The sequence below is a fragment of the Bradyrhizobium sp. WYCCWR 13022 genome (genome assembly GCF_030435535.1).
Classification (GTDB): domain Bacteria; phylum Pseudomonadota; class Alphaproteobacteria; order Rhizobiales; family Xanthobacteraceae; genus Bradyrhizobium.
The window spans coordinates 24,449-47,337 of sequence record NZ_JAUIZJ010000013.1; the positions used below are offsets into that span (position 1 = coordinate 24,449).

Consider the following 22,889-nt stretch of genomic DNA (forward strand, 5'->3'; position numbering starts at 1 on the left):
CTCTCACCGGCCTTGCAGAAGCACTCCTCACCCCGACCCTCTCCCCGCCAAGAGCGGGGCGAGGGAGAAGGGAGGCGAAAATCACTTCATCTTCGGCAGCACCTGCTTCACCACCTGTTTGCCGTCGACCACCTCGACCAGGAAGCTCTGGCGATCGATGTCGCCATTCTGGTCGAAGGTGACGTCCATCAGGATGCCCGGCTCGTCGGCGGCCTTGATGGTCAAACCGTGCAGCGTGTCGGCGAAGGCCTTTGAGTCGACCTTGCCCATCTTCTCGGTGGTGGCCTTCACCATGTAGACGGCCAGATAGCCCTTCAGGCCGTTGTGATCAGGAACGTAATTGTACTTCTTGGAGAAGCGGTCGCGGAAACCCTTGATCAGGTCGACCGGGGCGTCGGTGGTGAGGCCGACATGGCCGCGCGCGCCGTTGGCGGCATCGCCGGCGAGTTCGATCACCTTCTGGCCGATCAGCGTGGTCTCGCCCATCAGCGGCGCGGTGACGCCCTGGCGCTTCAGCTCTTTCAGGATGCGCGCGCTCTCTTCCTCGTTGAGGTAGATGAACACGGCGTCGGGATTGGCGGCCTTGATCTTGCCGACGTCGGCGGCGAAGTCGGCCTGGCCGGCTTCTGTCGAGAGATCTGCCACCACCTTCGAACCAAGACGCTCGAGCTCCTTGATGACGACGTCGCGGCCACCGCGGCCAAAGTCGTTGTTGACCCAGACCACCGCGACCGACTTCGCCTTCATGTCGTCGTGAATGTATTTTGCGACCTTCGGCATCGAGGACTGCTGGCCGAACGAGGTCCGGAACAGGAACTTGTTGCCGGCCTGCGTCAGCTCGGCGGCTTCGCCGCCCATGATCTGCGTGATGCCGGCTTCGGCGGCGAGCGGGGCGGTGACCTTCACCGAGCCGGAATAGCCGGGGCCGAGCAGCACATAGGGCTCGGCATCGAGTGCCTTCTGCACCTGTGCGCGGGCAACGCCGGGGTTGGACTGCGAGTCGGCGTGGGTGACCTCGAGCTTGCGGCCGAGCACGCCGCCCTTGGCGTTGATCTCCTCGATCGCGAGATCGATGCCGTTCTTCCAGTTGGTGCCGACCGTGGCGCCGCCACCCGAAAGCTCGGCGACGTCGGCGAGCTTGATCGCCTGCGCGAAGGCGCCCGTCGTCGTGATCGCGGTGAGCAGCGCGCCCACCAGTAGCGTTGATTTCATCGTCCTCTCCTCCCTTTCAATTTTGCAAGCGGCCTTGTGTCCGGCCGCTTCGCCTCAAGCTGCCTGATAGGCGGCGCTGCGCGCGGCCATCACGGCGTCGAAAGCCTCTCCCATGACTTCGGTCGAAGGGGCAAGGCCGGTGAACAGTTCGAAGGCGTCGGCGGCCTGGTAGATCGCGAGCTCGCGCCCGGTCATGATCCGCGCACCCTTCTCTTTCGCTGCGGCAAGCAGCGGCGTGATCAGCGGCGAATAGACGGCGTCGGCTACCCACAGGTCCGCGCGCAGCAGCGCCGGCGGCACCGGCGTGTCCCGGTTCGGCAGCATGCCCACCGGCGTGCCGTTGACGAGGCCGGTCGCGCCGTCGAGCGCGTCCTCGACGCTTCGGGCCACCCGTGCGCCGCCATGCGTGGCCAGCAGCGAGGCGAGCTTCTCGGCCCGGGCCGGCTCGCTGTCGAAGATGCGAAGGTCGGCCACCTTCAGGCTCGCCAGCGCAAAGGCGATCGCTTTGCCGACGCCGCCGGTGCCGATGACGGCCACAGCATTTGCGGAGGGCCCCAGCAGCGGCTTGACGGCGCGTGCAAAGCCGGTGGTGTCGGTATTATGGCCGATCAGCCGGCCGTTCTTGACGACAACGGTGTTGACCGCGGCCATGGTGGCTGCGGTCGTGGCGAGCTCGTCGAGCAGCGGCACCACGGCTTCCTTGTAGGGAAAGGTCACGTTGACGCCGGCAAAGCCGAGCCGCCGCACGCCCTCGAGCATCATGCTGAGCGCGGTCGCGTCAGCGCCGGCGACCTCGATCAGCTGGTAATGGCCGCGCAGGCCGAGCGCCTCGGCGGCGCGTTCATGCATGGCGGGCGAAGCGGAATGGGCGATCGGCGCGCCGATCAGGCCGGTCAGGAGCTTTTTGGAGGCAGCAGGTCCGCGGCTAGACATGATCCACTATCGTCTTTCGGGGCGCGTTGATATCAGGCCATTAGCGGGGAAATCCGCGCAATTCCAAGAGGGACGATAGTCATTCCCGAGCCTAACACAATTACTCATTTATCCGACAAACCTAACATTATGTTATTTCTTTCGCCCGCGCGCCGACGCGACCTTGCCATTGCCGCGGGAGGGCTCGACCGCGCGCATCTCGGCGCGCAGCGACTCGATGAAATGCTCGACATGCAGCGATAGCGGCGCGCCGCGCTTGACCGCGATATAGGTGTCGAACCGGGTCGGCTCGGTAATCTTGATCAGCTCGATCCCGGGATAGCCGCCATGGGCCACCGTGAACTGGTCGATGATGGCGATGCCAAGCCCCGCCTTCACCAGTGCGCAGACCGTGGTGCCGAACCGTGCACGGATGGTGATGTTGTACGCCAGCCGGTTGCGCGCAAAGATCTCGGCCATGATCCGGCCGTAGGGGTCGTTGGGGTCGATGCCGATCAGCGGGTAGCGGGTGATCTCGGCGGCCGAGACCTGCTTGCGGCCGGCCAGCTCGTGGCCCGGCGGCACGATGCAATAGAGCTCGCCCGAGGCGAGCGGCATGAAGTCGAGCCCGGAATGCTCCAGGCGGTAGCTCATCGCCACGCACTCGCCCCGGCCGAGCATGAGATAGTCGATGGCTTCCTCCAGCTTGAGGATGTTGATGTCGATGCCGAGGTCGGGATAGCGGCGGCGGACGCGCTCGATCGCGCGTGGCACCATCACCTGCGAGATGCTCGGGACCGAACCGATGCGCAGCTCGGACAGTCCTCCGCGGCCGATCTTGGAGATGATCTCGGAGAGGTCGTCGACCTTCTTGTAGACTCCGTTGATCTGTTCGAAGATGTTCTGGGCTTCCGGCGTCGGAAAGTAGCGGCCGTTCTGGCGCTGGAAGAAGCGGATGCCGAGCGAACGCTCGGTGTATTTGACCAGGCGGCTGATCCCCGGCGCCGAGACGTTGAGCAACTTCGCCGCGCCGCCAATGGTGCCTGTCACCATCACGGCACGGATCACTTCAACCTGGCGCAGCGTCATCATGGTCTTGGCATCCGAAAGACGATCGTGGTGGCGATCATCTCACGAGAGCCGTGATGTCAGCTAGCGGCAAGTGCTCGACGGTGGATGGGGGAGCTGCGCTCCATCCGGGCATCTTGGAAGTCGGCGCGCTCGAATTGAAGGACGGCGTCGCGCGATGCGTTGCGTCGGCGTCGTTTGCTGCAACCGCGTTCTAGCTTGCCGGTCCCTCCGGCGACACGCTGCCGGGGCGCTCCGCGCGTTCGCTTTGCAGTACGTCACGCGCGAACTCGATGATCTTCTGCTTGTTTGCCGTATCACGGACGGCGAAAAACACGCGGTTCAATTCCAGGCCGAGCACGCTGTTGAGGGCGATGTTCTCGTCTTCCATCGTGGTTTTCCCGCTCCAGACGTCTTAGGTGTAACTGGACGTGACTTCCTCCACAAGTAGATTAAATCTTCGATCCCAGCGCCACACCGGGAAATTACGGGCGCGGTGAATTGAGGCAGCCGCCAAAGGCGTGCTATACGAAACCTCGAGGGTCAGGAAACGCACCGATGCCCGCCGTGGATTATGGCCGCGAAGCGCTGGACTTCATTGAAGGGCTGGGAGCCTATGGCAATGTTCCTGACGCCATGGACGCGCTCGCCGTCACCTTCGGCCGCTACGGCTTCGAGCACATCATCGTCACCGGATTGCCGAATCCCGATCAGCGCTTTTCCCAGATGGTGCTGGCCAAGAAATGGCCGGCAGAGTGGTTCAGCCTCTACACCGAGAAGAGCTACGACCGCGTCGATCCCGTGATCCGAAAGTGCCGTCAGACGGTCAATCCGTTCGAATGGTCGGAAGCGCCCTACGACGCAGAGCTGGAGCCGGGCGCAGTGGAAGTGATGCGGCGTGCCGCCGATTTCCGCATGTCGCGCGGTTTCGTCGTTCCGATCCACGGTTTGACCGGCTATGAAGCCGGCGTCTCCCTCGGCGGCGTTCATCTCGATCTCAATGTCCGCAGCAAGCCCGCCTTGCACTTGATCGCGATGTACGGCTTCGACCACATCAGGCGTCTGCTTGCGCCGTCGCAGCATCCGTCGGCGCGCCTCACTCCGCGCGAGCGCGAGGTGATCACCTGGGCGTCGCAGGGCAAGTCGGCCTGGGAGATCGGCGAGATCCTGAACATCACCCAGCGCACGGCGGAAGAGCATCTTGCAACCGCTGCGCGCAAGCTCGGCGCCGTCAACCGGACGCATGCGGTCGCGATCGCGATCCGCCAGAGAATCATCAATCCCTGAAATCGCCGCCTACTGGGAAATTTCCCAATAGTCGGTTGGGCTGATTTCGCTGAGTCTTCCCCCATTTCAAACTATGGGGGAGTTCATGATTCATGTGATTTCTGCCGTCAACCGGCACCTCTACGAAGACGTCCTCGACCAGCATTTCCGGGTTCGTCACGAGATCTTCGTCGAAGAGCGCAAATGGGAGGCGCTGCGCAAGCCCGACAGCCGCGAGATCGATGCGTACGACAACGAGGACGCGATCTACCTGCTGGCCCTCGAGAACCGTCGCGTGCTCGGTGGCTCGCGGCTGTATCCGACCACGAGGCCGACGATGATGAGCGAGGTGTTTCCCCACCTTGCGGCGGTGCGCGGTTGTCCGGCCGATCCGCAGGTATGGGAGTGGTCGCGCTTCTTCGTGACGCGCGAGCGGCGCGACGGCGCGTTCAATCTGCAATTGATGGCGGCGGCGCAGGAGTTCTGCCTCGATCAGGGCATCGACCGGCTCTGCCTCGTGATGGAGACATGGTGGCTGCCGCGCTTCCACGATATCGGCTTCGTCGTCACGCCATTGGGATTGCCGGCGCTGGTCGAGGATTCCTGGACCATGGCCGCGACGATCGAGATCCGCCAGGAATCGCTCAACGTCGTGCGCGACCGGATCGGGATGAAGAATCTCGTCCATCAGGACGGACCGCGTCTCGATTGTATCGCCCGTGCCAACCTTTGCGGCCGCACCGCCGCGCAACGAAAGAGCGCCTGAGATGTCGAACCTGATGCGGGACAGCCTAATCATGGCGCAAACCAAGGACGAGAATCTCGGCTACATGTCCGACATGGCGCTCGAGCTGGCGCAGATGGCGGAAGACGCCGGGCTGGCGACGCTGGCCTACATATTCCGGATGGCCGCGCTGGAGGCCTCGACCGCCAACAGCGAGCTCAACGAGCAAGACGATCTCCCCCGTCGGGTCACGTCGCATTAGACGTACCTTCACTCCGACACCTGTCGCACCCTCTTCCCAGCATTGGGGGAGGGTGATCTTTTGGGTGCGGCAGGCTGACCCACCCCTGCGCGGCAGCCTTCTTGCACGGCCGGTTTTGAAAGGCCGATTTTGACCACATGCAGCGGCATGCAACAAAGTGCATGTTTGGTGTCGAATCGCTCTTGCCTCGGAACGATACTGCCATTACCCATTTTTCCGCCTTGTAGAGGCACAGGGGGAGCTCTTTCACTGATGGCGACTGTGTTCGAACATCGGCGCGCGTCTGCATGCGCCTGAAAGAGTCTTGATGCTGCTCGTCGTCGAACAGTTCCTGAACGGATTGCAGTTCGGCCTGCTGCTGTTCCTGCTCGCCGCCGGCCTGACCCTGGTGTTCGGGATCATGGATCTCGTCAACCTTGCGCATGGTTCGCTCTACATGATGGGCGCCTATTTCGCCGCGACCTTCGCGGCGTGGACCGGCAGCTTCCTGCTCGGTGCGCTGATGGCGCTCGGTGCGACGCTGATCCTCGGCATCGTGCTGGAGATGTCGGCGCTCCGGCATCTCTATGGACGCGACCATCTCGACCACGTGCTCGCGACCTTCGGCCTGATCCTGTTCTTCAACGAGGCCGTGCGCCTGATCTGGGGACCGGCGGGCCTTGCGCTGCCGCTGCCGCCCTGGCTCACGGTGCCGGTGCCGATCCTGCCCGGAATTCAATATCCGGCGTACCGCCTCGCCATCATCATCGTGGCGCTGCTGGTGGCGCTGCTGCTCTATCTCGGCGTGATGCGCACCCGCATCGGCATGCTGATCCGCGCCGGCGCCTCCAACCGCGAGATGATCGGCGCGCTCGGCATCAACATCAAGCTGCTCTACACGCTGGTGTTCGGCCTCGGCGCTGCGCTCGCCGGCCTCGCCGGCTTGATGCAGGCGCCGATCCTCACCGTGCAGATCGGCATGGGTGAGAACATCCTGATTCTCGCCTTCGTCATCATCGTGATCGGCGGCATCGGCTCGATCCGCGGCGCGTTCCTCGCCGCGATCTTCGTCGGCATGATCGACACGCTCGGCCGCGCCTTCCTGCCCAATCTGCTGCGGCAGGTGCTGAGCGGAGCTGCGGCCTCCACCGCCGCGCCCGCGCTGTCCTCCATGCTGATCTACCTCTTGATGGCGATCGTGCTGGTGGTGCGGCCGGAGGGGCTGTTTCCGGCCAATCGTCGATGAAGGGTTTGAGCGTGAGCAAGGCCGTCACGGCCCTGATGCTGGCAGGCCTCGTGCTGTTACCGCTCTATTCTTATCTGTCCGGCAACATCTTCATCCTGACGCTGTTCACCCGCATCGTCATCCTTGCGATGGCCGCCGCCAGCCTCAACCTCATCATGGGCTTTGGCGGCATGATGAGCTTCGGGCACGCCGCCTATCTCGGCATCGGCGGCTATGCCGTCGGCATGCTCGCGCAGGAAGGTATCGGAAGCGGCTTCATCCAGTTTCCAGTCGCGCTCGCGGCGTCGGCGGTCTACGCGCTGGTGATCGGTGCGCTGTCGCTTCGCACCCGCGGCGTCTATTTCATCATGATCACGCTCGCTTTCGCGCAGATGGCCTACTACGTCGCCTCGGGCCTTGCACGTTACGGCGGCGACGACGGCCTCACCGTCTACAAGCGCAGCGATTTCCACGGCCTGATCAACCTGTCGGATCGCACGCAGTTTTATTATCTTTGCCTGGCCTGCCTGTTCGCCGTGATCTTCCTGATCTGGCGCATCGTCAATTCGCGCTTCGGCCTCGTCGTGCAGGGCCTGCGCTCCAACGAGCAGCGCATGCAGGCGATCGGCTTCCCGGCAAAACGCTACAAGCTGGTCTGCTTCGTCATCTCGGGCATGATGTGCGGCCTCGCCGGCGCGCTGCTCGCCAACAACACGGATTTCGTCAGCCCGGCCGTGATGTACTGGACCCGCTCCGGCGATCTCATGGTGATGGTGATCCTGGGCGGCATGGGCACGCTGTTCGGCCCGGTCATGGGTGCGGTGGTGTATCTCCTGCTGGAAGAGTTCCTGTCGCAGATCACCGAATATTGGGCGCTGATCATGGGCCCGCTGCTGCTGCTGATCGTGCTGTTCGGCCGTGGCGGCATCATGGGCCTGCTGGGGAGGGTTGGCCGTGGCTGAACCGCTGCTCCGCGTCGAAAAGCTGGTGCGTCGCTTCGGCGGCATCACCGCGACGGACAATGTCTCGCTCGACGTCGCGAGCGGCGAGCTGCACGCCATCATCGGCCCGAACGGCGCCGGCAAGACCACGCTGATCAGCCAGCTCACCGGCCATCTCGAACCGCATTCCGGCAGCGTCTCGCTTGATGGTCGCGACATCACCTATCTGCCGGCCTATCGCCGCTGCGCGCTGGGGCTCGCGCGCTCGTTCCAGATCACCTCGCTGCTGCTCGACTTCACCGCCGCCGACAATGTCGCGCTCGCAGCGCAGGCGCATGCCGGCACCTCGTTCCGCTTCTTCGCCGACGCGCGCAAGGAGAAGGGCCTGCGCGATGCCGCGAGTGCCGCGCTCGACCGCGTCGGGCTGGCTCATCGCGCCGATGTCCTGGTGTCGAAGCTTAGCCATGGCGAGCGACGCCAGATCGAGCTTGCTGTCGCACTCGCCAGCAAGCCGAAATTGTTGCTGCTCGACGAGCCCATGGCCGGTCTCGGCGTCACCGAATCCCAGGGCATGGTGAAGCTGCTCCAGGAGCTGCGCAAAGAGGTTTCGATCGTGCTGGTGGAGCACGACATGCCCGCGGTGTTCGCGCTCGCCGACCGCATCTCGGTGCTGGTCTACGGCCGCGTCATCGCCTCCGGCGATCCCTCTGCGATCCGCGCCAACGAGGACGTCAAGCGCGCTTATCTCGGCGACCAGCATGTGGTGGCGCACCATGGCTGAAGAAACGATGGCTCACACCCTGCTTGAGGTCGACGGCATCGAGACCTGTTACGGCCTTTCGCAGGTGCTGTTCGGCCTGTCCTTGTCGATCAAGCCGGGCGAGATGGTCTCGCTGATGGGCCGCAACGGCATGGGCAAGACCACCACGATCCGCTCGATCATGGGCCTGACGCCGGCGCGATCGGGCGCGATCCGTTTCGAGGGCACGGAGGTCAGGCAGCTTCCGTCGTACCGGATCGCCAAGCTCGGCGTCGGGCTGGTGCCCGAGGGGCGCCAGATTTTTCCGAACCTCACCGTACGCGAAAATCTCGTCGCGGCTGCGGCCGATCGTTTTGATAGCGCCAATCCCTGGACGCTTGCCGCGATCTACGTGCTGTTCCCGCGCCTTGCCGAGCGCGCCAGCAACATGGGTAACCAGCTCTCCGGCGGCGAGCAGCAGATGCTCGCCATTGGCCGCGCGCTGATGACCAACCCGAAGCTCCTGATCCTGGATGAGGCGACCGAGGGCCTCGCGCCGCTGATCCGTGAGGAGATCTGGCACTGCCTGTCGCTGCTGAAGAGCCGAGGACAATCGATCCTCGTCGTCGACAAGAACGTCGACCATCTCGCCCGCATCTGCGACCGCCACTTCATCATCGAGCGCGGCAAGACGGTATGGAGTGGCACGTCGGATGAGCTGATGGCCGAGCCGGATCTGCAGCACAGGTATCTGGGGATTTGAGCCCGCGCTCTCTTTCCGTCACTGCAATCCAGACTTTCTAACCCCTCACCAGTAAATCCCGTGCCGATGCAATTCGCGAATCACGCGCGCCTCGGTGGACGGCTCGCGATGCTTTTGCTTGGCCGTCCGCGCAACCGGCTGAACGGACGTTGCGGCCGGCGCTGTCGCCGTCTGCACGGGTGCGGCTGGCGGAGTTGAAGCGGGCGTGGTGGTCGCTGTCTGGAGATTCGCCGGCGGTGTTGCCGTCGGAGCCTGTGCTGCCTGCGGCGCGGCGGCTGCTGCCGGCTGCTCGGTCGTCTGGCTCGCATTGGTCGCTGCGAGGCTGAGGCTGCGCGAGCCGCCGGCATAGGCCTGGCTGGCCAGCAAGGACATCGTCGCGATGAGGATCAGCTTGCGCACGGAAACCCCCTTCATTTGGTCAACCCGTCTGACCTGATTTGCGTGCCGTCAGCGGGCGAGGTGGTGCACGCCGATCTCGACCAGGGTGGTCCGGCAGGACAGGCGATAGATCAGGCTCAGCAATTGACCCAACATGATCGAACTCCATTGTTGATCATGGGAAGCAAGCGTAGCCCTCGCGCTTTTCAGGCGATCTTCGCCGCGCCGGGAAAACGACTTCGTCGGGGCGCGGAGTGATGTCGTCGGAACGAATGCGATGAAGTCGTCTCACAGGGGCGTGAGGCGGAGCTCGGTCAAAACATCTCGAAATATTCGCGGTGCTCCCAGTCGGTCACCTCCGCCAGGAAGCGGTCGATCTCGGCGTTCTTGATGTGGGTGTAGTAGTCGACGAACTCCGCCCCGAATTTTTCACGGAAGAACGGATCGTCCTTCAGCGCGGAGACCGCATCGCGCAGGCTCTTCGGCAACAGGGGCGCCTCGGTCTCGTAGGGCGTGTCGGCGGAAGGGCCGGGATCGCATTTGCGGTCGACGCCGTCGAGGCCCGAGAGAACTTGCGCGGCCATATAGAGGTAGGGATTGGCCGCGGGCTCGCCGACGCGGTTCTCCAGCCGCGTGGCGGCATCGTTCGCCCCGCCGAGCACGCGGATCATCACGCCGCGATTGTCACGACCCCAGATCGCGCGGTCAGGCGCCAGCGAATAGGACCGGTAGCGCTTGTAGCCGTTGATGGTCGGCGTCGTGAACACCGTGGCCGCACGGGCGTGATCGAGCAGGCCGGCGAGCCAGGCGCGCCCGAACTCGCTCAGCGGCTGTCCGGTCTCCCTGGCCATGAACAGATTGTCGCCGCTCGCGCGCGAGACGACCGACTGATGCAGGTGCCAGCCGCTCGCGAACAAATTCGGCAGTTTCGGCCGGCACATGAAGGTGGCGTGATAGCCGTGCCGGCGCGCGATCTGCTTCACGGCGCTGCGAAACAGCACCATGTTGTCGGCTGGCTCCATGCCCTTCCTCGGCGCGAAGGTGAATTCGCACTGGCTCGGGCCGAACTCGACCTCGACGGAGCGCAAGGGCAGGCCGAGCGCGACGATGTCGCGCCGCAAGATCTCCAGCACCGGCTCCATCTGGTCGAAGCGTTGCTCAGTGAGGTACTGATAGCCGTGAGAGAGCAGGCTCACCGAGGGCGGCGTGCCGGGCTGGCCCGCGTCCTCAGGGCGCATGTGCTGATCGTCGAGCTTGAAGATGTGGAATTCGACCTCGAGGCCTGCGACGAAATCATGGCCGCGGCGACCCAGCTCGTCGAGCGCCTTGCGATAGAGCCCGCGCGTTGCGAACGGCACCGGGCGGCCGTCCTGGAAATACAGGTCGCACAGCACCCAGCCGGTGGCCGGAGCCCATGGCAGCACGCGAAACGTGGTGGGATCGGCAACCATCAGCACGTCGGCCGCGCCCTCCATCTCCTTCATGCCGAAGCCGCCGCCCGCGGTGAACACCGGAAACACCGTGCGGTGCGAGGTGTCCTTGGCGAGCATGGTGGTGGTGATGGAGCAGCCGCCTTCCAGCGAGGCGATCGCCTCGGCGGCGATGATGGTCTTGCCGCGCAAGATTCCGTGCTGGTCGGGGAAGGCGAGGCGGATGACCTCGAGGTTCCTGTCCTCGACGAGACGGCGCATCCGCGCTGCGGCGTCCTTCTGCTCATCCGACCACAGCGCATGGCGTGCGACGAAAGTCACTGCAATCTCTCCTTGATGTTCGCGAGCGTAGCCCACGCTGTCATCGTCCGCGAAGGCGGACGATCCAGTATTCCAGAGACGGCAACGCAACCACGAGGGGCCGCGGCGTACTGGATGCCCCGCTTTCGCGGGGCATGACAGCGGAGAATGTGGAGCCGACGTCGCGACTCGCCGTCGGCGGAAGTCACCCTCACTCCGCTGCCGTCAGCCGATGCACCTTGCCTTCGATGTCCTTCGGCACCGGTGCCGTCCACGGCGCGCCGCGGCGGCGCTTGACGTCGACTTCCATCCAGTAGGTCTCCCAGCCGCGGGTCGGCCCGATGCCGTCCATCGTCGCCGGTCCCTGGATGCTGCGCGCATTGGCTTCGTCCAGGAACAGCATCGGCTTCTCGCCGCCGCCGACCTTCTCGATCTCCTGCCGCAGCAGGCGGCGATATTGCACGATCGCCTTGTCGCTCGAGCCGAGATGCTCCTTGGTGCGGTCCTGGATAGCACCCATCGATTCCACCGCCCACTGGTCGTGGACGTTGATGTCGTTGCCCATGCCGGTATAGGTGGCGGTCTGCTGCTCGTGCGGATCGAAGCCGTAATCGTTGCTGCGGTTCTTGCGCGAGACGTAGTCCGGCAGCTCGTAGAGCTCGAGCCGCTGGTCGCGCATCTTCTTCTTGTCGACCGGGTTCGAATAGCTGGTGAAGATCGCGTACCAGTAGCAGTTCTCGTCATCAACAGGCACGTGCCACTGCGTGATCGTCATCTCCGTGCTCATGGGAATGACGAAGCCGTGCGGGAACAGCTGGTTGGTGACGCGCACATGCGTCCGTTCCCCGTCGATTTCGCGCAGCGCGATCAGCCGCAGCCCGTATTCGGTGTGCTCGACGTTGATGATCGGGCGATCGTATTCGCGCAGGATCTTCGTCATCGGCAGGTCTGAGCCCGCCGATGCACCGCGGAACTGCTTGCCGTAGGCGGTCGACGTGTCCTCGTCCTCGAAGAAACGATGCAGATAGGACGCGTGCGCGGGATCGATGCCGACCTCGAGCGCCTGCAGCCAGTTGCAGGCCATGTGCCCCTTGAACGCAAAGGTGTGCGTGCCGGGTGCAACGAAGCAATCGATCTCCGGAAATGCCGGCGGCTCGCCCTCGCCCAGATAGGCCCAGAGGATGCCGCTCTTCTCCACCACGGGATAGGAGCGCTGGCGGATGTTCTGGCAAAGCTTCGAATCCTTCGGCTCGGCCGGCGTCTCGATGCACTGGCCCGACGCGTCGAACAGCCAGCCATGGAAAGCGCAGCGCAGCCCGCCATGCTCGAGCCGTCCGAAGACGAGGTCGGCGCCGCGATGGGCGCAGTGGCGATCGATCAGGCCGTAGCGACCGGTCTCGTCGCGAAACAGCACCAGGTTTTCACCGAGCAGGCGCACAGGACGGATCGGCCGCTCGCCCTCCAGTTCATCGACCAGCGCCGCCGGCTGCCAGTAGCTCCGCATCAGCTTGCCGCACGGGTCTTTCGGCCCGGTGCGGGTGATCAGGTCGTTCTGTTCCTGGCTCATCATGGCGGTCGCGTCCTTTTCCGAAGAGCGTTTGTTCGCCTATTGAACGAATGGGCGAATTATGACATGCCTTGGATCGGCAGCAAGCACTATTTTGCAGGACATTCCCGAGCCATGCCCAAGTTGAAGCGAAGCGAAACTGACGAGCGGGCGACGGATTTCGTCGAAAGCCTCGATCGCGGGCTGCGCCTCTTGCAATGCTTCGGCACCAATGCAGGCCCGATGACGCTCAGCGATCTCGCCCGGGCTGCCGGCCTGCCGCGCGCAACGGCGCGGCGCATGCTGTTCACGCTTCAGCGCGGCGGCTTCGTCAGCGGCGACGGAAAGCTGTTCTCGCTGACGCCGCATGTGCTGACGCTGGCGGCGTCCTACCTCCGCTCCAACCAACTCGTCACGGTGTTGCAACCGGTACTCGATCGCATCGCGACCGCGGCGAACGAAATCTCCTCGCTCGCAGTGCTCGACGGCGACGATGTCGTGTTCATCGCCCGCAGCGGCCCGGCACGAATGTTCTCCGGCGGGCTGGAGATCGGCTATCGGCTGCCCGCGTTCTGCACCTCGGTCGGCCGCGCGATGCTCGGCCAGCTCGGCGACGCTGATCTGGCGGTACGCCTCAAGGCGATGAAGCGCGAAGCGCTGACGCCCCAGACGGTGACCGACCCCAAGGCGCTCCTCACGACCATCGCCGCTGACCGTGCGCTGGGCTATTCGCTGGTCGACCGCGAGGCCGAGCCGCATTTCCGCTCGATCTCGGTGCCCGTACGTCGCTACGACAACGTGATCGTCGCCGCCATCAACATGGGCGCCCATATCGACCGCGTGCCGGCGCAGGAACTGATCGGCCGTTTCCTGCCCCTGCTGCGCGAGGGGGCGGAATCGGTGCAATCGCAGCTCTTGTAGCTCGGGCGGGCGTAGCGAGGTTCGGGACGACTCGTGCGAAGGATCGCGGATGTCGCTTCGCTGATCCGGGCTGCGGGACTATACTGCGCCCGACACAACGCCAGGGAGCACGCCATGCAACACACCATGGTTCCCAGTGACCGCGTGCAGCACGTCGCCGTCTACGGCCGTGACGGCACGAAGCTCGGCACGATCGAGCGGTTGATGCTCGACAAGGTGAGCGGAACGGTCGCCTACGCCGTCATCAAGACCGGCGGACTGCTCGGTACCCACCACCATTATCCGGTGCAGTGGAGCGCGCTGAAATATGATTCGGGCCGTCAGGCGTTCCAAGTCGAACTGACGCCGGAGCAATTGAGCAGCGGCCCATGCGAGTTCGACGGCGAGGAGTTCGATTGGGGCGACCGCTCGCGGCCCTACCAGCATCCGAATTACTGGTCGATCTAGCTGCGTCGGAAGTACTCACTACGCCCCGGCAAGCAGCGTTACGTCCGGTTGCGCATCCAGTCGGCGAGGCCGGATATTGCCTTGTCGAGGTCTCGCCGCGCAGCGGCGTCGGTGACGGTCTCCTCCATCGCGCCGCGCATGCACAGCAGCCACGCGTCGCGCTCGGCGTCACCGATGGTGAAGGCGATGTGGCGCTGCCGCAGCCGCGGATGGCCCTTCTCGGGCGTATAGAGCTTTGGACCGCCGGTCCATTCCGTCAGATAGCGCTTCAGCACGTCCCGGATCAGCCCTAGATCGCCCGCATGCATCGCGCGGATCACTTTCGCTTCCGGCAGCGTGTCCATTCGGTCGTAGAAGCAGTCGACCAGGGCGTCGATCGTGGCGCTGCCGCCGATCCGCTCGAACATTGAGGTGGTGGCGTCGGTGGAGGTCATCGTTACAGCGCAACACTCCGCAGCCCAAAGCTTCGCGCCTCGTTCTGCAGCACCGGCCGCACCGCATCGATCAGCCGGGCCGCCGCAGCATCGACCGACAAGCCCGCCGTGTCCACCACCGCCGTCGCGCGCGCATAGAGCGGTTCGCGGCTGAGCAGGATGTTGCGCAGCTCTGCCATGGCGGAGCGATCGTCCGCCATCGGACGCAGATCGCCCTGGCGGCGGACGCGGGCCATGTGCTCCTCGGGCTCGGCCTTCAGCCAGATCGTGTAGAACGAGGTCAGGATCTGGTCGAAGGTCAGCGGCTCCGAGACGATGCCGCCGCCGGTTGCCAGCACCATCAATTCGTTGCGCGCGAGCAGCTGTTGCAGCGCGGCCTGCTCCATGCGGCGAAAGCCTTCCTGGCCGTAGAGCGCGATGATCTCGGCGACCGAGAGGCCGTTCTGCTGCTCGACCTCCTTGTTGAGTTCGACAAAGCTCCAGCCGATCTTCTTCGCCAGCATCCTGCCGAGCGTGGACTTGCCGGCGCCGCGGAGGCCAATCAGCGCGATGCCGCAGAACGGCGCGCGTCGTGGTGCCGTCGCGCTGCCGCCGGCGAGCAGATCCTTGGCTTGCGCGATTTGCGCTGGCGTCGCTTTGCGCAGGAGATCGCGAAACATCTGCCAGTCCGGCGTCGGATCGGCCGAGGGGAGCAGATCTTCCAGATGCGCGCCCATCGCGTCGGAGACGCGGCGCAGCAGCACGATGGAGACATTGCCCTTGCCGCTCTCGAGCTGCGCGATGTAGCGCTCCGAAATTCCTGATACCTTGGCGAGCACTTTTCGCGACATGCCGCGCAGCGCGCGCATGGTGCGCACGCGCTGGCCGAGCTGTTCGAGAAAACGGGATTCGGCGTCGGGACTGTCGGTCATGAGCCTTCTTTACAGGTGTCCTGCGGCGCGTTTTAATGAAACATAATGCCTGATGGCATTGACAGCAAGCTGTCACAGTGTCTTTCTATGAATTATAATTCTAAATTCGGGGGAGACGACCGTGAGCGAGGGATCCTACAACGCGGTGACCTGGCTGCTCGACCGTAACGTCGAGGAAGGCAGGGGCAACAAGCTCGTCTTCGACGATACCGTTTCGCGGCTGACCTATGGCGAGCTCCAGCGCGAGACGCGGCGTGCCGCGAACATGCTGCGCCGGCTCGGCGTCCGCCGCGAAGAGCGCGTGGCGATGATCATGCTGGATACGGTCGACTTCCCGATCGTGTTCCTGGGGGCGATCCGCGCCGGCATCGTGCCGGTGCCGCTCAACACGCTGCTGACGGCGGATCAATACGCCTACATTCTCGCCGACTGCCGCGCGCGCGTGCTGTTCGTGTCGGAGGCGCTCTATCCTGTGATCAAGGACGTCGTCGGCCGCATGCCCGATCTGGAGCATGTCGTGGTTTCCGGCGCCAAGCAGAACGGCCACAAGCAGCTCGCCGAGGAAATCGCCGGCGAGAGCGACCAGTTCACCACCGCTCCGACGCATCCGGACGAGCCGGCGTTCTGGCTCTATTCGTCCGGCTCGACCGGCATGCCCAAGGGCGTGCGCCACATCCATTCGAATATGCAGGCGACCGCCGATACCTATGCGAAGCAGGTGCTCGGCATCCGCGAGAGCGACGTCTGTCTCTCCGCGGCAAAATTGTTCTTCGCCTATGGCCTCGGCAATGCGCTGACCTTCCCGATGTCGGTCGGCGCCACCGTGGTGTTGAACAGCGAGCGCCCAACGCCGGCGCGGATGTTCGATCTGATGAACCGTTACAATCCGTCGATCTTTTACGGCGTGCCGACGCTGTTCGCGGCCATGCTCAACGACGAGGCGATGAAGAGCGAGCGCGGCGGCAAGTCGCTCCGCATCTGCACCTCGGCCGGCGAGGCGCTGCCGGAATCGGTCGGCAACAGCTGGAAATCGCGCTTTGGCGTCGACATTCTCGACGGCGTCGGCTCGACCGAGCTGCTGCACATCTTCCTGTCGAACGCACCCGGCGACATCAAATACGGCTCGTCCGGCAAGCCGGTGCCGGGCTATGCTGTCAGGCTCGTCAACGAAGCCGGCCAGGACGTCGCCGACGGCGAAGTCGGTGAGCTGCTGGTCGATGCGCCCTCTGCCGGCGAGGGCTACTGGAATCAGCGCCACAAGAGCCGCCGCACCTTCGAGGGCCCGTGGACCCGCACCGGCGACAAATATGTTCGTGACGCTGACGGCCGCTATACCTTCTGCGGCCGCGCCGACGACATGTTCAAGGTCTCCGGCATCTGGGTCTCGCCCTTCGAGGTCGAGAGCGCGCTGATCACCCATCCCGCCGTGCTGGAGGCCGCCGTCGTGCCGGAGGCCGATCCCGAAGGCCTGTTGAAACCGAAGGCCTTCGTCGTGCTGCGCCCCGGCGCGACGACGAGCGACCTGCAGGAGATGCTGAAGGAACACGTCAAGCAGAAGATCGGCCCGTGGAAATATCCCCGCTGGATCGACGTGGTGGACTCGCTGCCGAAGACCGCGACGGGAAAGATCCAGCGCTTCAAGCTGCGGGAAGGGGCGAGTTAGCGAGTCCGTCATTCCGGGACGGTGCGAAGCATCGAACCCGGAATTTCGTGCGGCAATGGCAATCTCGGGATTCCGGATCAACGCGCCTTGCGAGTTGTCCGGAATGACGGAGTGAATGGAAACAGAGCATGACCAGCCTCACCCCCGCCGGCTTCCTCAGCATCGGCAACGCCAGCCTCGAATTTATCTGGCTCGCGCCATCAGCCGCGGATGCGCCGACCATCGTCATGCTGCACGAAGGTCTCGGCTCCGTCGGCCTGTGGGGCGACTTTCCCGAGAAGCTCCAGCAAGCCACCGGCGCCGGTGTCTTCGCCTATTCCCGCGCGGGCTATGGCCAGTCGAGCCCGGTCGCGCTGCCGCGGCCGCTCGACTACATGCACCGTGAGGCGCTCGACGTGCTGCCGAAAGTGCTCGACGCGATTCCCTTCAAGCGCGGCCTCCTGCTCGGCCATTCCGACGGCGGCTCGATCGCGGCGATCTATGCCGGCTCGCATCAGGATCATCGCCTGCAAGGCATCGCGCTGATCGCGCCGCATTTCATCGTCGAGGACGTCTCGGTGAAATCCATCGCCGCGATCAAGACAGCCTATGAGACCACCGATCTCAAGGCCAAGCTGGCGCGCTGGCACAAGGACGTCGACAATGCCTTCTACGGCTGGAACGGCGCTTGGCTCGATCCGAAGTTCCGCGACTGGGATATCTCGGAATATCTGGCCTACATCCGCGTTCCCGTCATGGTCGTGCAAGGAAGGGACGACCAATATGGGACACTGCGTCAGGTCGAAATTGCGCAGGAAGAGTGTTATTGTCCGGTAGATCTAAAAGTTATTTCAGACGCGGGGCATTCCCCGCATCGTGAAGCGCCGGGGGCGACGCTTGACGCGATCGAGCAATTTGCAAGAGCGGCCCTGCACGACGATCAGGGACTTCGGGGACGCGCCGCCTGACCATGCGGAGGCACATCCATGAATGTGCCTTCACATGCCGGCGGTCCGTTGCCGTGGCCGCGATGGGCCTATGTGCCTGGTGAGACCGGTGAGGTCGAGGCGGACTACGAAACGCTTGATTTGGCCAAGGCGCTGGTGCCCTCGGCCTTCCGCGGCTACGTGCCGGCGCGCCATCCGGCGCTGCGCTATGGGCTCGCGCTGAACGACCGCGGCTATTTCTGGGAGGCGCAGGAGGTGCTGGAGGCGCTGTGGGCCGCTGCTCCCCAAGGCGGCCGCGAACGTATCCTGTTGCGCGCCTGCGTCCATGTCGCCAACGCGAACTTGCGGCTGCGCATGCAGAAGGCGCATTCGGCCGCGCGACTGTTCGGGGATGCCCTCACCGAACTGCGGGCGCTCAGCGCGCGCAAGGTCGCGGCTGCAGGCGACGGCTTCGTCGAGAGCTTTCCGGTCCCGGCGCTGATGGCCTTGCTTCAGGCCAAGCTCGGCCGGACCCAGATCACCAAGGCGGACTGGATCGGGCTCGGCGCTATCGTGCGGTCCCAGGCGCCTTCCTGAAGTATAATACTTTCATGAAACAAAGTGCATGTATTGGCCGTTGAGGGCTAGACGTGGTTCTAAAGATGCACTATTGTGCATCTAACGTTAAAACCAAGATGAGCTCAAGGGTGGCCCATGGCCGGGGAAGATCGGCGCCTCGCAGGCGGCGCGACATTCATCGATTTCCAGACCGAACCGTCCCGCTACAGGCACTGGAAGCTTGCGGTCGACGGTGACGTCGCGACGCTGACCATGGACGTCGACGAGAATGGCGGCCTGTTCGAGGGCTATCTGCTCAAGCTGAATTCCTACGATCTCGGCGTCGACATCGAACTGGCCGACGCTGTGCAGCGCCTGCGCTTCGAACATCCCGAGGTGAAGGTCGTCGTGATGCGCTCGGCCAAGAACCGCGTGTTCTGCGCCGGCGCCAACATCCGCATGCTCGCGGGCTCCACCCATGCCCACAAGGTCAACTTCTGCAAATTCACCAACGAGACCCGCAACGGCATGGAAGACTCCTCCGAGAATTCCGGCCAGCGTTTCATCACCGTGGTGAACGGCTCGGCTGCCGGTGGCGGCTATGAGCTTGCGCTCGCGACCGACCACATCATTCTCGCCGATGACGGCGCCTCTGCTGTCGCGCTGCCGGAAGTGCCGCTGCTCGCGGTGCTCCCGGGCACCGGCGGTCTCACCCGTGTCGTCGACAAGCGCAAGGTGCGCCGCGACCACGCCGATTTCTTCTGCACCATCGAGGAAGGCGTGAAGGGCAAGCGCGCCGTGCAGTGGCGCCTGGTCGACGAGATCGCGCCGAATTCGAAACTGGAAGCCAGGATCGTCGAGCGTGCCAAGGAATTTGCCGGCAAGTCCAGGCGCGCCGGCAGCGGCAAGGGCATCGCGCTCTCGCCGCTGAAGCGCGTAATCGACGAGACCAGCATCCGTTATGGCTTCGTCACGGTCGATATCGACCGTGCCGCCCGCATTGCCACCATCTCGATCAAGGCGCCGGAGACCGCAGCGCCTGCCGACATCGACGGCATGATGGCGCAGGGCGCTGCGTTCTGGCCGCTGCAGGTCGCGCGCGAGCTCGACGATGCCATCCTTCACCTGCGCATCAACGAGCTCGAGATCGCGATGCTGGTGTTCAAGAGCCATGGCGAGCGCGCCCATGTGCTTGCATCCGACGCCTTCCTCGAAGCCAACAAGGCGCATTGGCTGGTCAACGAGATCAGGCACTACTGGAAGCGCGTCTTGAAGCGCATCGACGTCACCTCGCGCACGCTGGTGACGCTGGTCGAGCCGGGCTCATGCTTTGCCGGCACATTGGCCGAACTCGTCTTCGCCGCCGACCGCTCCTACATGCTGATCGGTGCGCGCCAGGGCGACAACCAGCCGCCGCCGTCGATCGAATTGTCGGCGATGAACTTTGGCCCGTATCCGATGAGCCATGGCCTGACGCGGCTGGAATCGCGCTTCCAGGCCGATCCGGCCGATGTCGAGCGCGCCGAAGCCACGCTCGGCACCGCGCTCGACGCCGAGCAGGCCGAAGAGCTCGGCCTCGTCACCTTCGCGCTCGACGACATCGATTGGGACGACGAGGTCCGCGTGTTTCTCGAGGAACGCGCCAGCTTCTCGCCCGACAGTCTCACCGGCATGGAAGCGAGCCTGCGCTTCGTCGGCCCCGAGACCATGGAATCAAAGATATTCGCGCGCCTGACCGCCTGGCAGAACTGGATCTTCCAGCGTCCGAACGCGGTCGGCGAGGAAGGCGCGCTGCGCCGCTACGGCAGCGGCCAGAAGCCGAAATTCGATATGACGAGAGTTTAAGGAGCGAGCGGCCATGAACATGAACATGAACATGAACATCATGAACGTCGACTACTCGACCAAGATTCCGAACAACGTGAATCTCGCCGAAGACCGCCAGGTGCTGAAGGCGCTCGAGGGCTGGCATCCCGGCTACATGGATTGGTGGAGCGACATGGGCCCCGAGGGCTTCCAGGAGTCGCTGGTCTACTTGCGCACTGCTTATTCCGTCGATCCGCGCGGCTGGGCCAAGTTCGACTACGTCCGCATGCCCGAATATCGCTGGGGCATTCTCCTTGCTCCGCAGGAGGAGAACCGCGTCGTTCCCTTCGGCGAGCATTATGGCGAGCCGGCCTGGCAGGAAGTTCCGGGCGAATATCGCGCGATGCTGCGTCGCCTGATCGTGATCCAGGGCGACACCGAGCCGGCTTCGGTCGAGCAGCAGCGTCATCTCGGCAAGACCGCGCCGTCACTCTATGACATGCGCAATCTGTTCCAGGTCAATGTCGAGGAAGGCCGTCATCTCTGGGCAATGGTCTATCTGCTCCAGAAATATTTCGGCCGCGACGGCCGCGAGGAAGCCGATGATTTGCTCCGCCGTCGTTCCGGCGATGCCGACGCGCCGCGCATGCTCGGCGCCTTCAACGAGGCGACGCCGGACTGGCTGTCCTTCTTCATGTTCACCTATTTCACCGACCGCGATGGCAAGATGCAGCTGCACTCGCTGGCGCAGTCGGGCTTTGATCCGCTGTCACGCACCTGCCGCTTCATGCTCACGGAAGAAGCGCACCACATGTTCGTCGGCGAAACCGGCATCACCCGCGTCGTGCAGCGCACCTGCGATGCGATGCGCGAAGCCGGCATCACCGATCCCTCCGACATCGCCAAGGTCCGCGCGCTCGGCGTGATCGACCTGCCGACCATCCAGAAGAAGCTGAACCTGCACTATACGCTGTCGCTCGATCTGTTCGGCTCGGAAGTCTCGACCAACGCCGCCAACGCCTTCAACACCGGCATCAAGGGCCGCTATCACGAGACCCAGATCGACGACGATCACCAGCTCAAGAATTCGACCTATCCGGTGCTCAAGCTGATCAACGGCGAGATCAAGCTGGTCGACGAGCCGGCGCTGACCGCGCTCAACATGCGCCTACGCGACGATTACAGCCAGGATTGCGTCAAGGGCATGCTGCGCTGGAACAAGGTGATCTCGACAGCCGGCTACGACTTCAAGCTGACGCTGCCGAACGTGGCCTTCCATCGCCACATCGGCGAATTCAAGGACGTGCACGCCACGCCCGACGGCATCCTGATCGACGACGCCACCTGGGCCAAGCGCAGGGACGATTGGCTGCCCTCGACCGCCGACGGCGACTTCATCACCTCCCTGATGCAGCCCGTCACCGAGCAGGGCAAGTTCGCGTCGTGGATCTCGCCGCCCAAGGTCGGCATCGACAACAAGCCGGGCGATTTCGAATACGTGAAGATCGAGTCGTAAGCGTCAGGGGGCGGACGCTCGCACAACGCAAATGGTGTCATCACCCGCGAAAGCGGGTGATCCAGTATTCCAGAGGCGGTTAGAACCGAGAAGTCATGGCGTGCTGGATGCCCCGGTCAAACCCGGGGCATGACAGCGAGCGTTGGGTGAGAGCGAAGCACTTGCCCTCAGTCTTACCCCGCGATCTCCAACCCCGCATTGGCGTACACCACACCGCCGTCGACCGCGATGGTGTTGCCGACGACATAATCGCCCGCGCGCGAGGCGAGGTAGATCGCAACGCCCGCCATGTCCTCGTCGGTGCCGATGCGCCGCGACGGAATGCGCTTGGCGACGTCATCCGAATGGTCGCGCGCGGCACGGTTCATGTCGGACTTGAACGCGCCCGGCGCGATCGCGGTGACGTTGATGTTGTCCTTGATCAGCTTCGTCGCCATGCGTCGCGTCAGATGGATCACCGCGGCCTTGCTGGCGGCGTAGGAATAGGTCTCGCCCGGATTGACGAAGATGCCGTCGACCGAGGCGATGTTGATGACCTTGGCCGGCCGCTGGTGCGAGGCCGCCGCGCGCAGCGGCTTGGCCAAAGCCTTGGTCAGGAAGAACAGCGACTTGACGTTGAGGTCCATCACCTTGTCCCAGCCGCTCTCGGGGAATTCGTCGAAATCCGCGCCCCAGGCAGCGCCCGCATTGTTGACGAGGATGTCGAGCTTCGGCTCCAGCTTGATGATTTCGCCGGCGAGCTTGTTGCAGCCTTCGACGGTCGAGATGTCGATCGGCAGCGCGATGCATTCGCCGTCATATTGCGCCGACAACTCCTTCGCGGTGGCTTCGCAGGGACCGGCCTTGCGCGCCGTGATGTAGACCTTCGCCGCGCCGGCGCCGAGGAACCCGGCCGCGATCATCTTGCCGATGCCGCGCGAGCCCCCGGTCACGAGAGCGATGCGGCCTTTGAGCGAGAATAGATCGTTGGACATGGTGCCTCC

The 22,889-nt window shown here is 64.2% G+C and carries 24 protein-coding genes; 14 read left to right on the forward strand and 10 right to left on the reverse strand.

Going from position 1 to position 22,889, the window contains the following annotated elements:
• Window positions 1-81 precede the first annotated feature (81 nt).
• From QY049_RS20215 to QY049_RS20230, 4 genes are all read right to left on the reverse strand, one after another.
• Window positions 82-1,212, reverse strand: coding sequence for an ABC transporter substrate-binding protein (locus QY049_RS20215; protein WP_194478434.1), 1,131 nt, complete (start codon window positions 1,210-1,212; stop codon window positions 82-84).
• A gap of 54 nt (window positions 1,213-1,266) precedes the next feature.
• Complete coding sequence (locus tag QY049_RS20220; protein ID WP_258764229.1) at window positions 1,267-2,145, reverse strand: shikimate dehydrogenase; 879 nt, start codon at window positions 2,143-2,145, stop codon at window positions 1,267-1,269.
• 132 nt (window positions 2,146-2,277) lie between these two features.
• Entirely contained in the window at window positions 2,278-3,216 is a 939-nt protein-coding gene (locus QY049_RS20225) for a LysR family transcriptional regulator (protein ID WP_258764228.1), read from the reverse strand.
• Window positions 3,217-3,406: 190 nt separating this feature from the next.
• On the reverse strand, window positions 3,407-3,583 hold the full coding sequence (locus tag QY049_RS20230; RefSeq protein ID WP_128954487.1) for a hypothetical protein: 177 nt from the start codon (window positions 3,581-3,583) through the stop codon (window positions 3,407-3,409).
• Window positions 3,584-3,750: 167 nt separating this feature from the next.
• Here QY049_RS20230 and QY049_RS20235 point away from each other — a divergent pair, with 167 nt between their 5' ends.
• The 7 genes from QY049_RS20235 to QY049_RS20265 all read left to right on the forward strand — a co-directional run bounded on the left by QY049_RS20235 (window position 3,751) and on the right by QY049_RS20265 (window position 9,091).
• Entirely contained in the window at window positions 3,751-4,479 is a 729-nt protein-coding gene (locus QY049_RS20235; RefSeq protein WP_258764227.1) for a LuxR family transcriptional regulator, read from the forward strand.
• A gap of 85 nt (window positions 4,480-4,564) precedes the next feature.
• A complete protein-coding gene (locus QY049_RS20240) occupies window positions 4,565-5,224 on the forward strand; it encodes an acyl-homoserine-lactone synthase (RefSeq protein ID WP_194478430.1) in 660 nt (219 codons plus the stop codon).
• Between the two features lies 1 nt (window position 5,225).
• Window positions 5,226-5,444, forward strand: coding sequence for a hypothetical protein (locus QY049_RS20245; protein WP_301269863.1), 219 nt, complete (start codon window positions 5,226-5,228; stop codon window positions 5,442-5,444).
• Window positions 5,445-5,751: 307 nt separating this feature from the next.
• Window positions 5,752-6,669, forward strand: a complete 918-nt coding sequence (locus tag QY049_RS20250; RefSeq protein WP_258764225.1) for a branched-chain amino acid ABC transporter permease — start codon at window positions 5,752-5,754, stop codon at window positions 6,667-6,669.
• Window positions 6,666-7,610, forward strand: coding sequence for a branched-chain amino acid ABC transporter permease (locus tag QY049_RS20255; RefSeq protein WP_258764224.1), 945 nt, complete (start codon window positions 6,666-6,668; stop codon window positions 7,608-7,610). Before QY049_RS20250 ends, QY049_RS20255 begins: the two co-directional genes overlap by 4 nt.
• Window positions 7,603-8,370: an ABC transporter ATP-binding protein gene (locus QY049_RS20260; RefSeq protein WP_194478426.1), complete on the forward strand. Its 768-nt coding sequence runs from the start codon at window positions 7,603-7,605 to the stop codon at window positions 8,368-8,370. The genes QY049_RS20255 and QY049_RS20260 overlap by 8 nt, the downstream gene beginning before the upstream one ends.
• The gene (locus tag QY049_RS20265; RefSeq protein ID WP_258764223.1) at window positions 8,363-9,091 is read left to right on the forward strand and encodes an ABC transporter ATP-binding protein; all 729 of its coding nucleotides are present in this window, start codon (window positions 8,363-8,365) and stop codon (window positions 9,089-9,091) included. Before QY049_RS20260 ends, QY049_RS20265 begins: the two co-directional genes overlap by 8 nt.
• Window positions 9,092-9,136: 45 nt before the next feature.
• On the opposite strand, the gene QY049_RS20270 is transcribed toward QY049_RS20265, so the two are convergent.
• The 3 genes from QY049_RS20270 to QY049_RS20280 all read right to left on the reverse strand — a co-directional run bounded on the left by QY049_RS20270 (window position 9,137) and on the right by QY049_RS20280 (window position 12,769).
• On the reverse strand, window positions 9,137-9,505 hold the full coding sequence (locus tag QY049_RS20270; RefSeq protein ID WP_258764222.1) for a hypothetical protein: 369 nt from the start codon (window positions 9,503-9,505) through the stop codon (window positions 9,137-9,139).
• Between the two features lie 278 nt (window positions 9,506-9,783).
• Window positions 9,784-11,220: a glutamine synthetase family protein gene (locus QY049_RS20275; protein WP_258764221.1), complete on the reverse strand. Its 1,437-nt coding sequence runs from the start codon at window positions 11,218-11,220 to the stop codon at window positions 9,784-9,786.
• A 190-nt stretch (window positions 11,221-11,410) separates the two neighbouring features.
• Complete coding sequence (locus QY049_RS20280; RefSeq protein WP_258764220.1) at window positions 11,411-12,769, reverse strand: aromatic ring-hydroxylating dioxygenase subunit alpha; 1,359 nt, start codon at window positions 12,767-12,769, stop codon at window positions 11,411-11,413.
• A gap of 111 nt (window positions 12,770-12,880) precedes the next feature.
• On the opposite strand from QY049_RS20280, the gene QY049_RS20285 reads away from it, so the two are divergent.
• Together QY049_RS20285 and QY049_RS20290 are read left to right on the forward strand one after the other, a co-directional pair.
• Entirely contained in the window at window positions 12,881-13,666 is a 786-nt protein-coding gene (locus QY049_RS20285; RefSeq protein WP_258764219.1) for an IclR family transcriptional regulator C-terminal domain-containing protein, read from the forward strand.
• Window positions 13,667-13,780: 114 nt separating this feature from the next.
• Complete coding sequence (locus tag QY049_RS20290; protein WP_194478422.1) at window positions 13,781-14,113, forward strand: PRC-barrel domain-containing protein; 333 nt, start codon at window positions 13,781-13,783, stop codon at window positions 14,111-14,113.
• Window positions 14,114-14,151: 38 nt separating this feature from the next.
• On the opposite strand, the gene QY049_RS20295 is transcribed toward QY049_RS20290, so the two are convergent.
• Complete coding sequence (locus QY049_RS20295) at window positions 14,152-14,547, reverse strand: group II truncated hemoglobin (protein WP_258764218.1); 396 nt, start codon at window positions 14,545-14,547, stop codon at window positions 14,152-14,154.
• A gap of 2 nt (window positions 14,548-14,549) precedes the next feature.
• On the reverse strand, window positions 14,550-15,458 hold the full coding sequence (locus QY049_RS20300; protein ID WP_194478420.1) for a helix-turn-helix transcriptional regulator: 909 nt from the start codon (window positions 15,456-15,458) through the stop codon (window positions 14,550-14,552).
• A 121-nt stretch (window positions 15,459-15,579) separates the two neighbouring features.
• Here QY049_RS20300 and QY049_RS20305 point away from each other — a divergent pair, with 121 nt between their 5' ends.
• The 5 genes from QY049_RS20305 (at window position 15,580) to boxB (ending at window position 21,906) form a co-directional block, all read left to right on the forward strand.
• The gene (locus QY049_RS20305; protein WP_258764217.1) at window positions 15,580-17,121 is read left to right on the forward strand and encodes a benzoate-CoA ligase family protein; all 1,542 of its coding nucleotides are present in this window, start codon (window positions 15,580-15,582) and stop codon (window positions 17,119-17,121) included.
• A 128-nt stretch (window positions 17,122-17,249) separates the two neighbouring features.
• Complete coding sequence (locus tag QY049_RS20310) at window positions 17,250-18,068, forward strand: alpha/beta fold hydrolase (protein WP_258764216.1); 819 nt, start codon at window positions 17,250-17,252, stop codon at window positions 18,066-18,068.
• Window positions 18,069-18,086: 18 nt separating this feature from the next.
• The gene (locus tag QY049_RS20315) at window positions 18,087-18,623 is read left to right on the forward strand and encodes a DUF309 domain-containing protein (protein ID WP_258764215.1); all 537 of its coding nucleotides are present in this window, start codon (window positions 18,087-18,089) and stop codon (window positions 18,621-18,623) included.
• A 117-nt stretch (window positions 18,624-18,740) separates the two neighbouring features.
• Window positions 18,741-20,429, forward strand: a complete 1,689-nt coding sequence (boxC, locus tag QY049_RS20320; protein WP_258764213.1) for a 2,3-epoxybenzoyl-CoA dihydrolase — start codon at window positions 18,741-18,743, stop codon at window positions 20,427-20,429.
• 25 nt (window positions 20,430-20,454) lie between these two features.
• Window positions 20,455-21,906 (forward strand): benzoyl-CoA 2,3-epoxidase subunit BoxB, encoded by a 1,452-nt coding sequence (gene boxB / locus QY049_RS20325; protein ID WP_301269956.1) that lies wholly within the window; start codon window positions 20,455-20,457, stop codon window positions 21,904-21,906.
• Window positions 21,907-22,079: 173 nt separating this feature from the next.
• Here the strand turns inward: boxB and QY049_RS20330 are convergent, their stop codons facing one another.
• Entirely contained in the window at window positions 22,080-22,880 is an 801-nt protein-coding gene (locus QY049_RS20330; protein ID WP_258764212.1) for an SDR family oxidoreductase, read from the reverse strand.
• Window positions 22,881-22,889 lie beyond the last annotated feature (9 nt).

What these genes read in the sequence shown, in the direction of transcription:
- QY049_RS20270 (WP_258764222.1), bottom strand. Translation starts at nt 9,505, where the DNA reads ATGAAGGGGGTTTCCGTGCGCAAGCTGATCCTCATCGCGACGATGTCC.
- QY049_RS20250 (WP_258764225.1), top strand. Translation starts at nt 5,752, where the DNA reads ATGCTGCTCGTCGTCGAACAGTTCCTGAACGGATTGCAGTTCGGCCTG.
- QY049_RS20230 (WP_128954487.1), bottom strand. Translation starts at nt 3,583, where the DNA reads ATGGAAGACGAGAACATCGCCCTCAACAGCGTGCTCGGCCTGGAATTG.
- QY049_RS20330 (WP_258764212.1), bottom strand. Translation starts at nt 22,880, where the DNA reads ATGTCCAACGATCTATTCTCGCTCAAAGGCCGCATCGCTCTCGTGACC.
- QY049_RS20245 (WP_301269863.1), top strand. Translation starts at nt 5,226, where the DNA reads ATGTCGAACCTGATGCGGGACAGCCTAATCATGGCGCAAACCAAGGAC.
- QY049_RS20300 (WP_194478420.1), bottom strand. Translation starts at nt 15,458, where the DNA reads ATGACCGACAGTCCCGACGCCGAATCCCGTTTTCTCGAACAGCTCGGC.
- boxC (WP_258764213.1), top strand. Translation starts at nt 18,741, where the DNA reads ATGGCCGGGGAAGATCGGCGCCTCGCAGGCGGCGCGACATTCATCGAT.
- QY049_RS20315 (WP_258764215.1), top strand. Translation starts at nt 18,087, where the DNA reads ATGAATGTGCCTTCACATGCCGGCGGTCCGTTGCCGTGGCCGCGATGG.
- QY049_RS20255 (WP_258764224.1), top strand. Translation starts at nt 6,666, where the DNA reads ATGAAGGGTTTGAGCGTGAGCAAGGCCGTCACGGCCCTGATGCTGGCA.
- QY049_RS20225 (WP_258764228.1), bottom strand. Translation starts at nt 3,216, where the DNA reads ATGATGACGCTGCGCCAGGTTGAAGTGATCCGTGCCGTGATGGTGACA.
- QY049_RS20240 (WP_194478430.1), top strand. Translation starts at nt 4,565, where the DNA reads ATGATTCATGTGATTTCTGCCGTCAACCGGCACCTCTACGAAGACGTC.
- boxB (WP_301269956.1), top strand. Translation starts at nt 20,455, where the DNA reads ATGAACATGAACATCATGAACGTCGACTACTCGACCAAGATTCCGAAC.
- QY049_RS20310 (WP_258764216.1), top strand. Translation starts at nt 17,250, where the DNA reads ATGACCAGCCTCACCCCCGCCGGCTTCCTCAGCATCGGCAACGCCAGC.
- QY049_RS20295 (WP_258764218.1), bottom strand. Translation starts at nt 14,547, where the DNA reads ATGACCTCCACCGACGCCACCACCTCAATGTTCGAGCGGATCGGCGGC.
- QY049_RS20265 (WP_258764223.1), top strand. Translation starts at nt 8,363, where the DNA reads ATGGCTGAAGAAACGATGGCTCACACCCTGCTTGAGGTCGACGGCATC.
- QY049_RS20285 (WP_258764219.1), top strand. Translation starts at nt 12,881, where the DNA reads ATGCCCAAGTTGAAGCGAAGCGAAACTGACGAGCGGGCGACGGATTTC.
- QY049_RS20215 (WP_194478434.1), bottom strand. Translation starts at nt 1,212, where the DNA reads ATGAAATCAACGCTACTGGTGGGCGCGCTGCTCACCGCGATCACGACG.
- QY049_RS20235 (WP_258764227.1), top strand. Translation starts at nt 3,751, where the DNA reads ATGCCCGCCGTGGATTATGGCCGCGAAGCGCTGGACTTCATTGAAGGG.
- QY049_RS20280 (WP_258764220.1), bottom strand. Translation starts at nt 12,769, where the DNA reads ATGATGAGCCAGGAACAGAACGACCTGATCACCCGCACCGGGCCGAAA.
- QY049_RS20290 (WP_194478422.1), top strand. Translation starts at nt 13,781, where the DNA reads ATGCAACACACCATGGTTCCCAGTGACCGCGTGCAGCACGTCGCCGTC.
- QY049_RS20220 (WP_258764229.1), bottom strand. Translation starts at nt 2,145, where the DNA reads ATGTCTAGCCGCGGACCTGCTGCCTCCAAAAAGCTCCTGACCGGCCTG.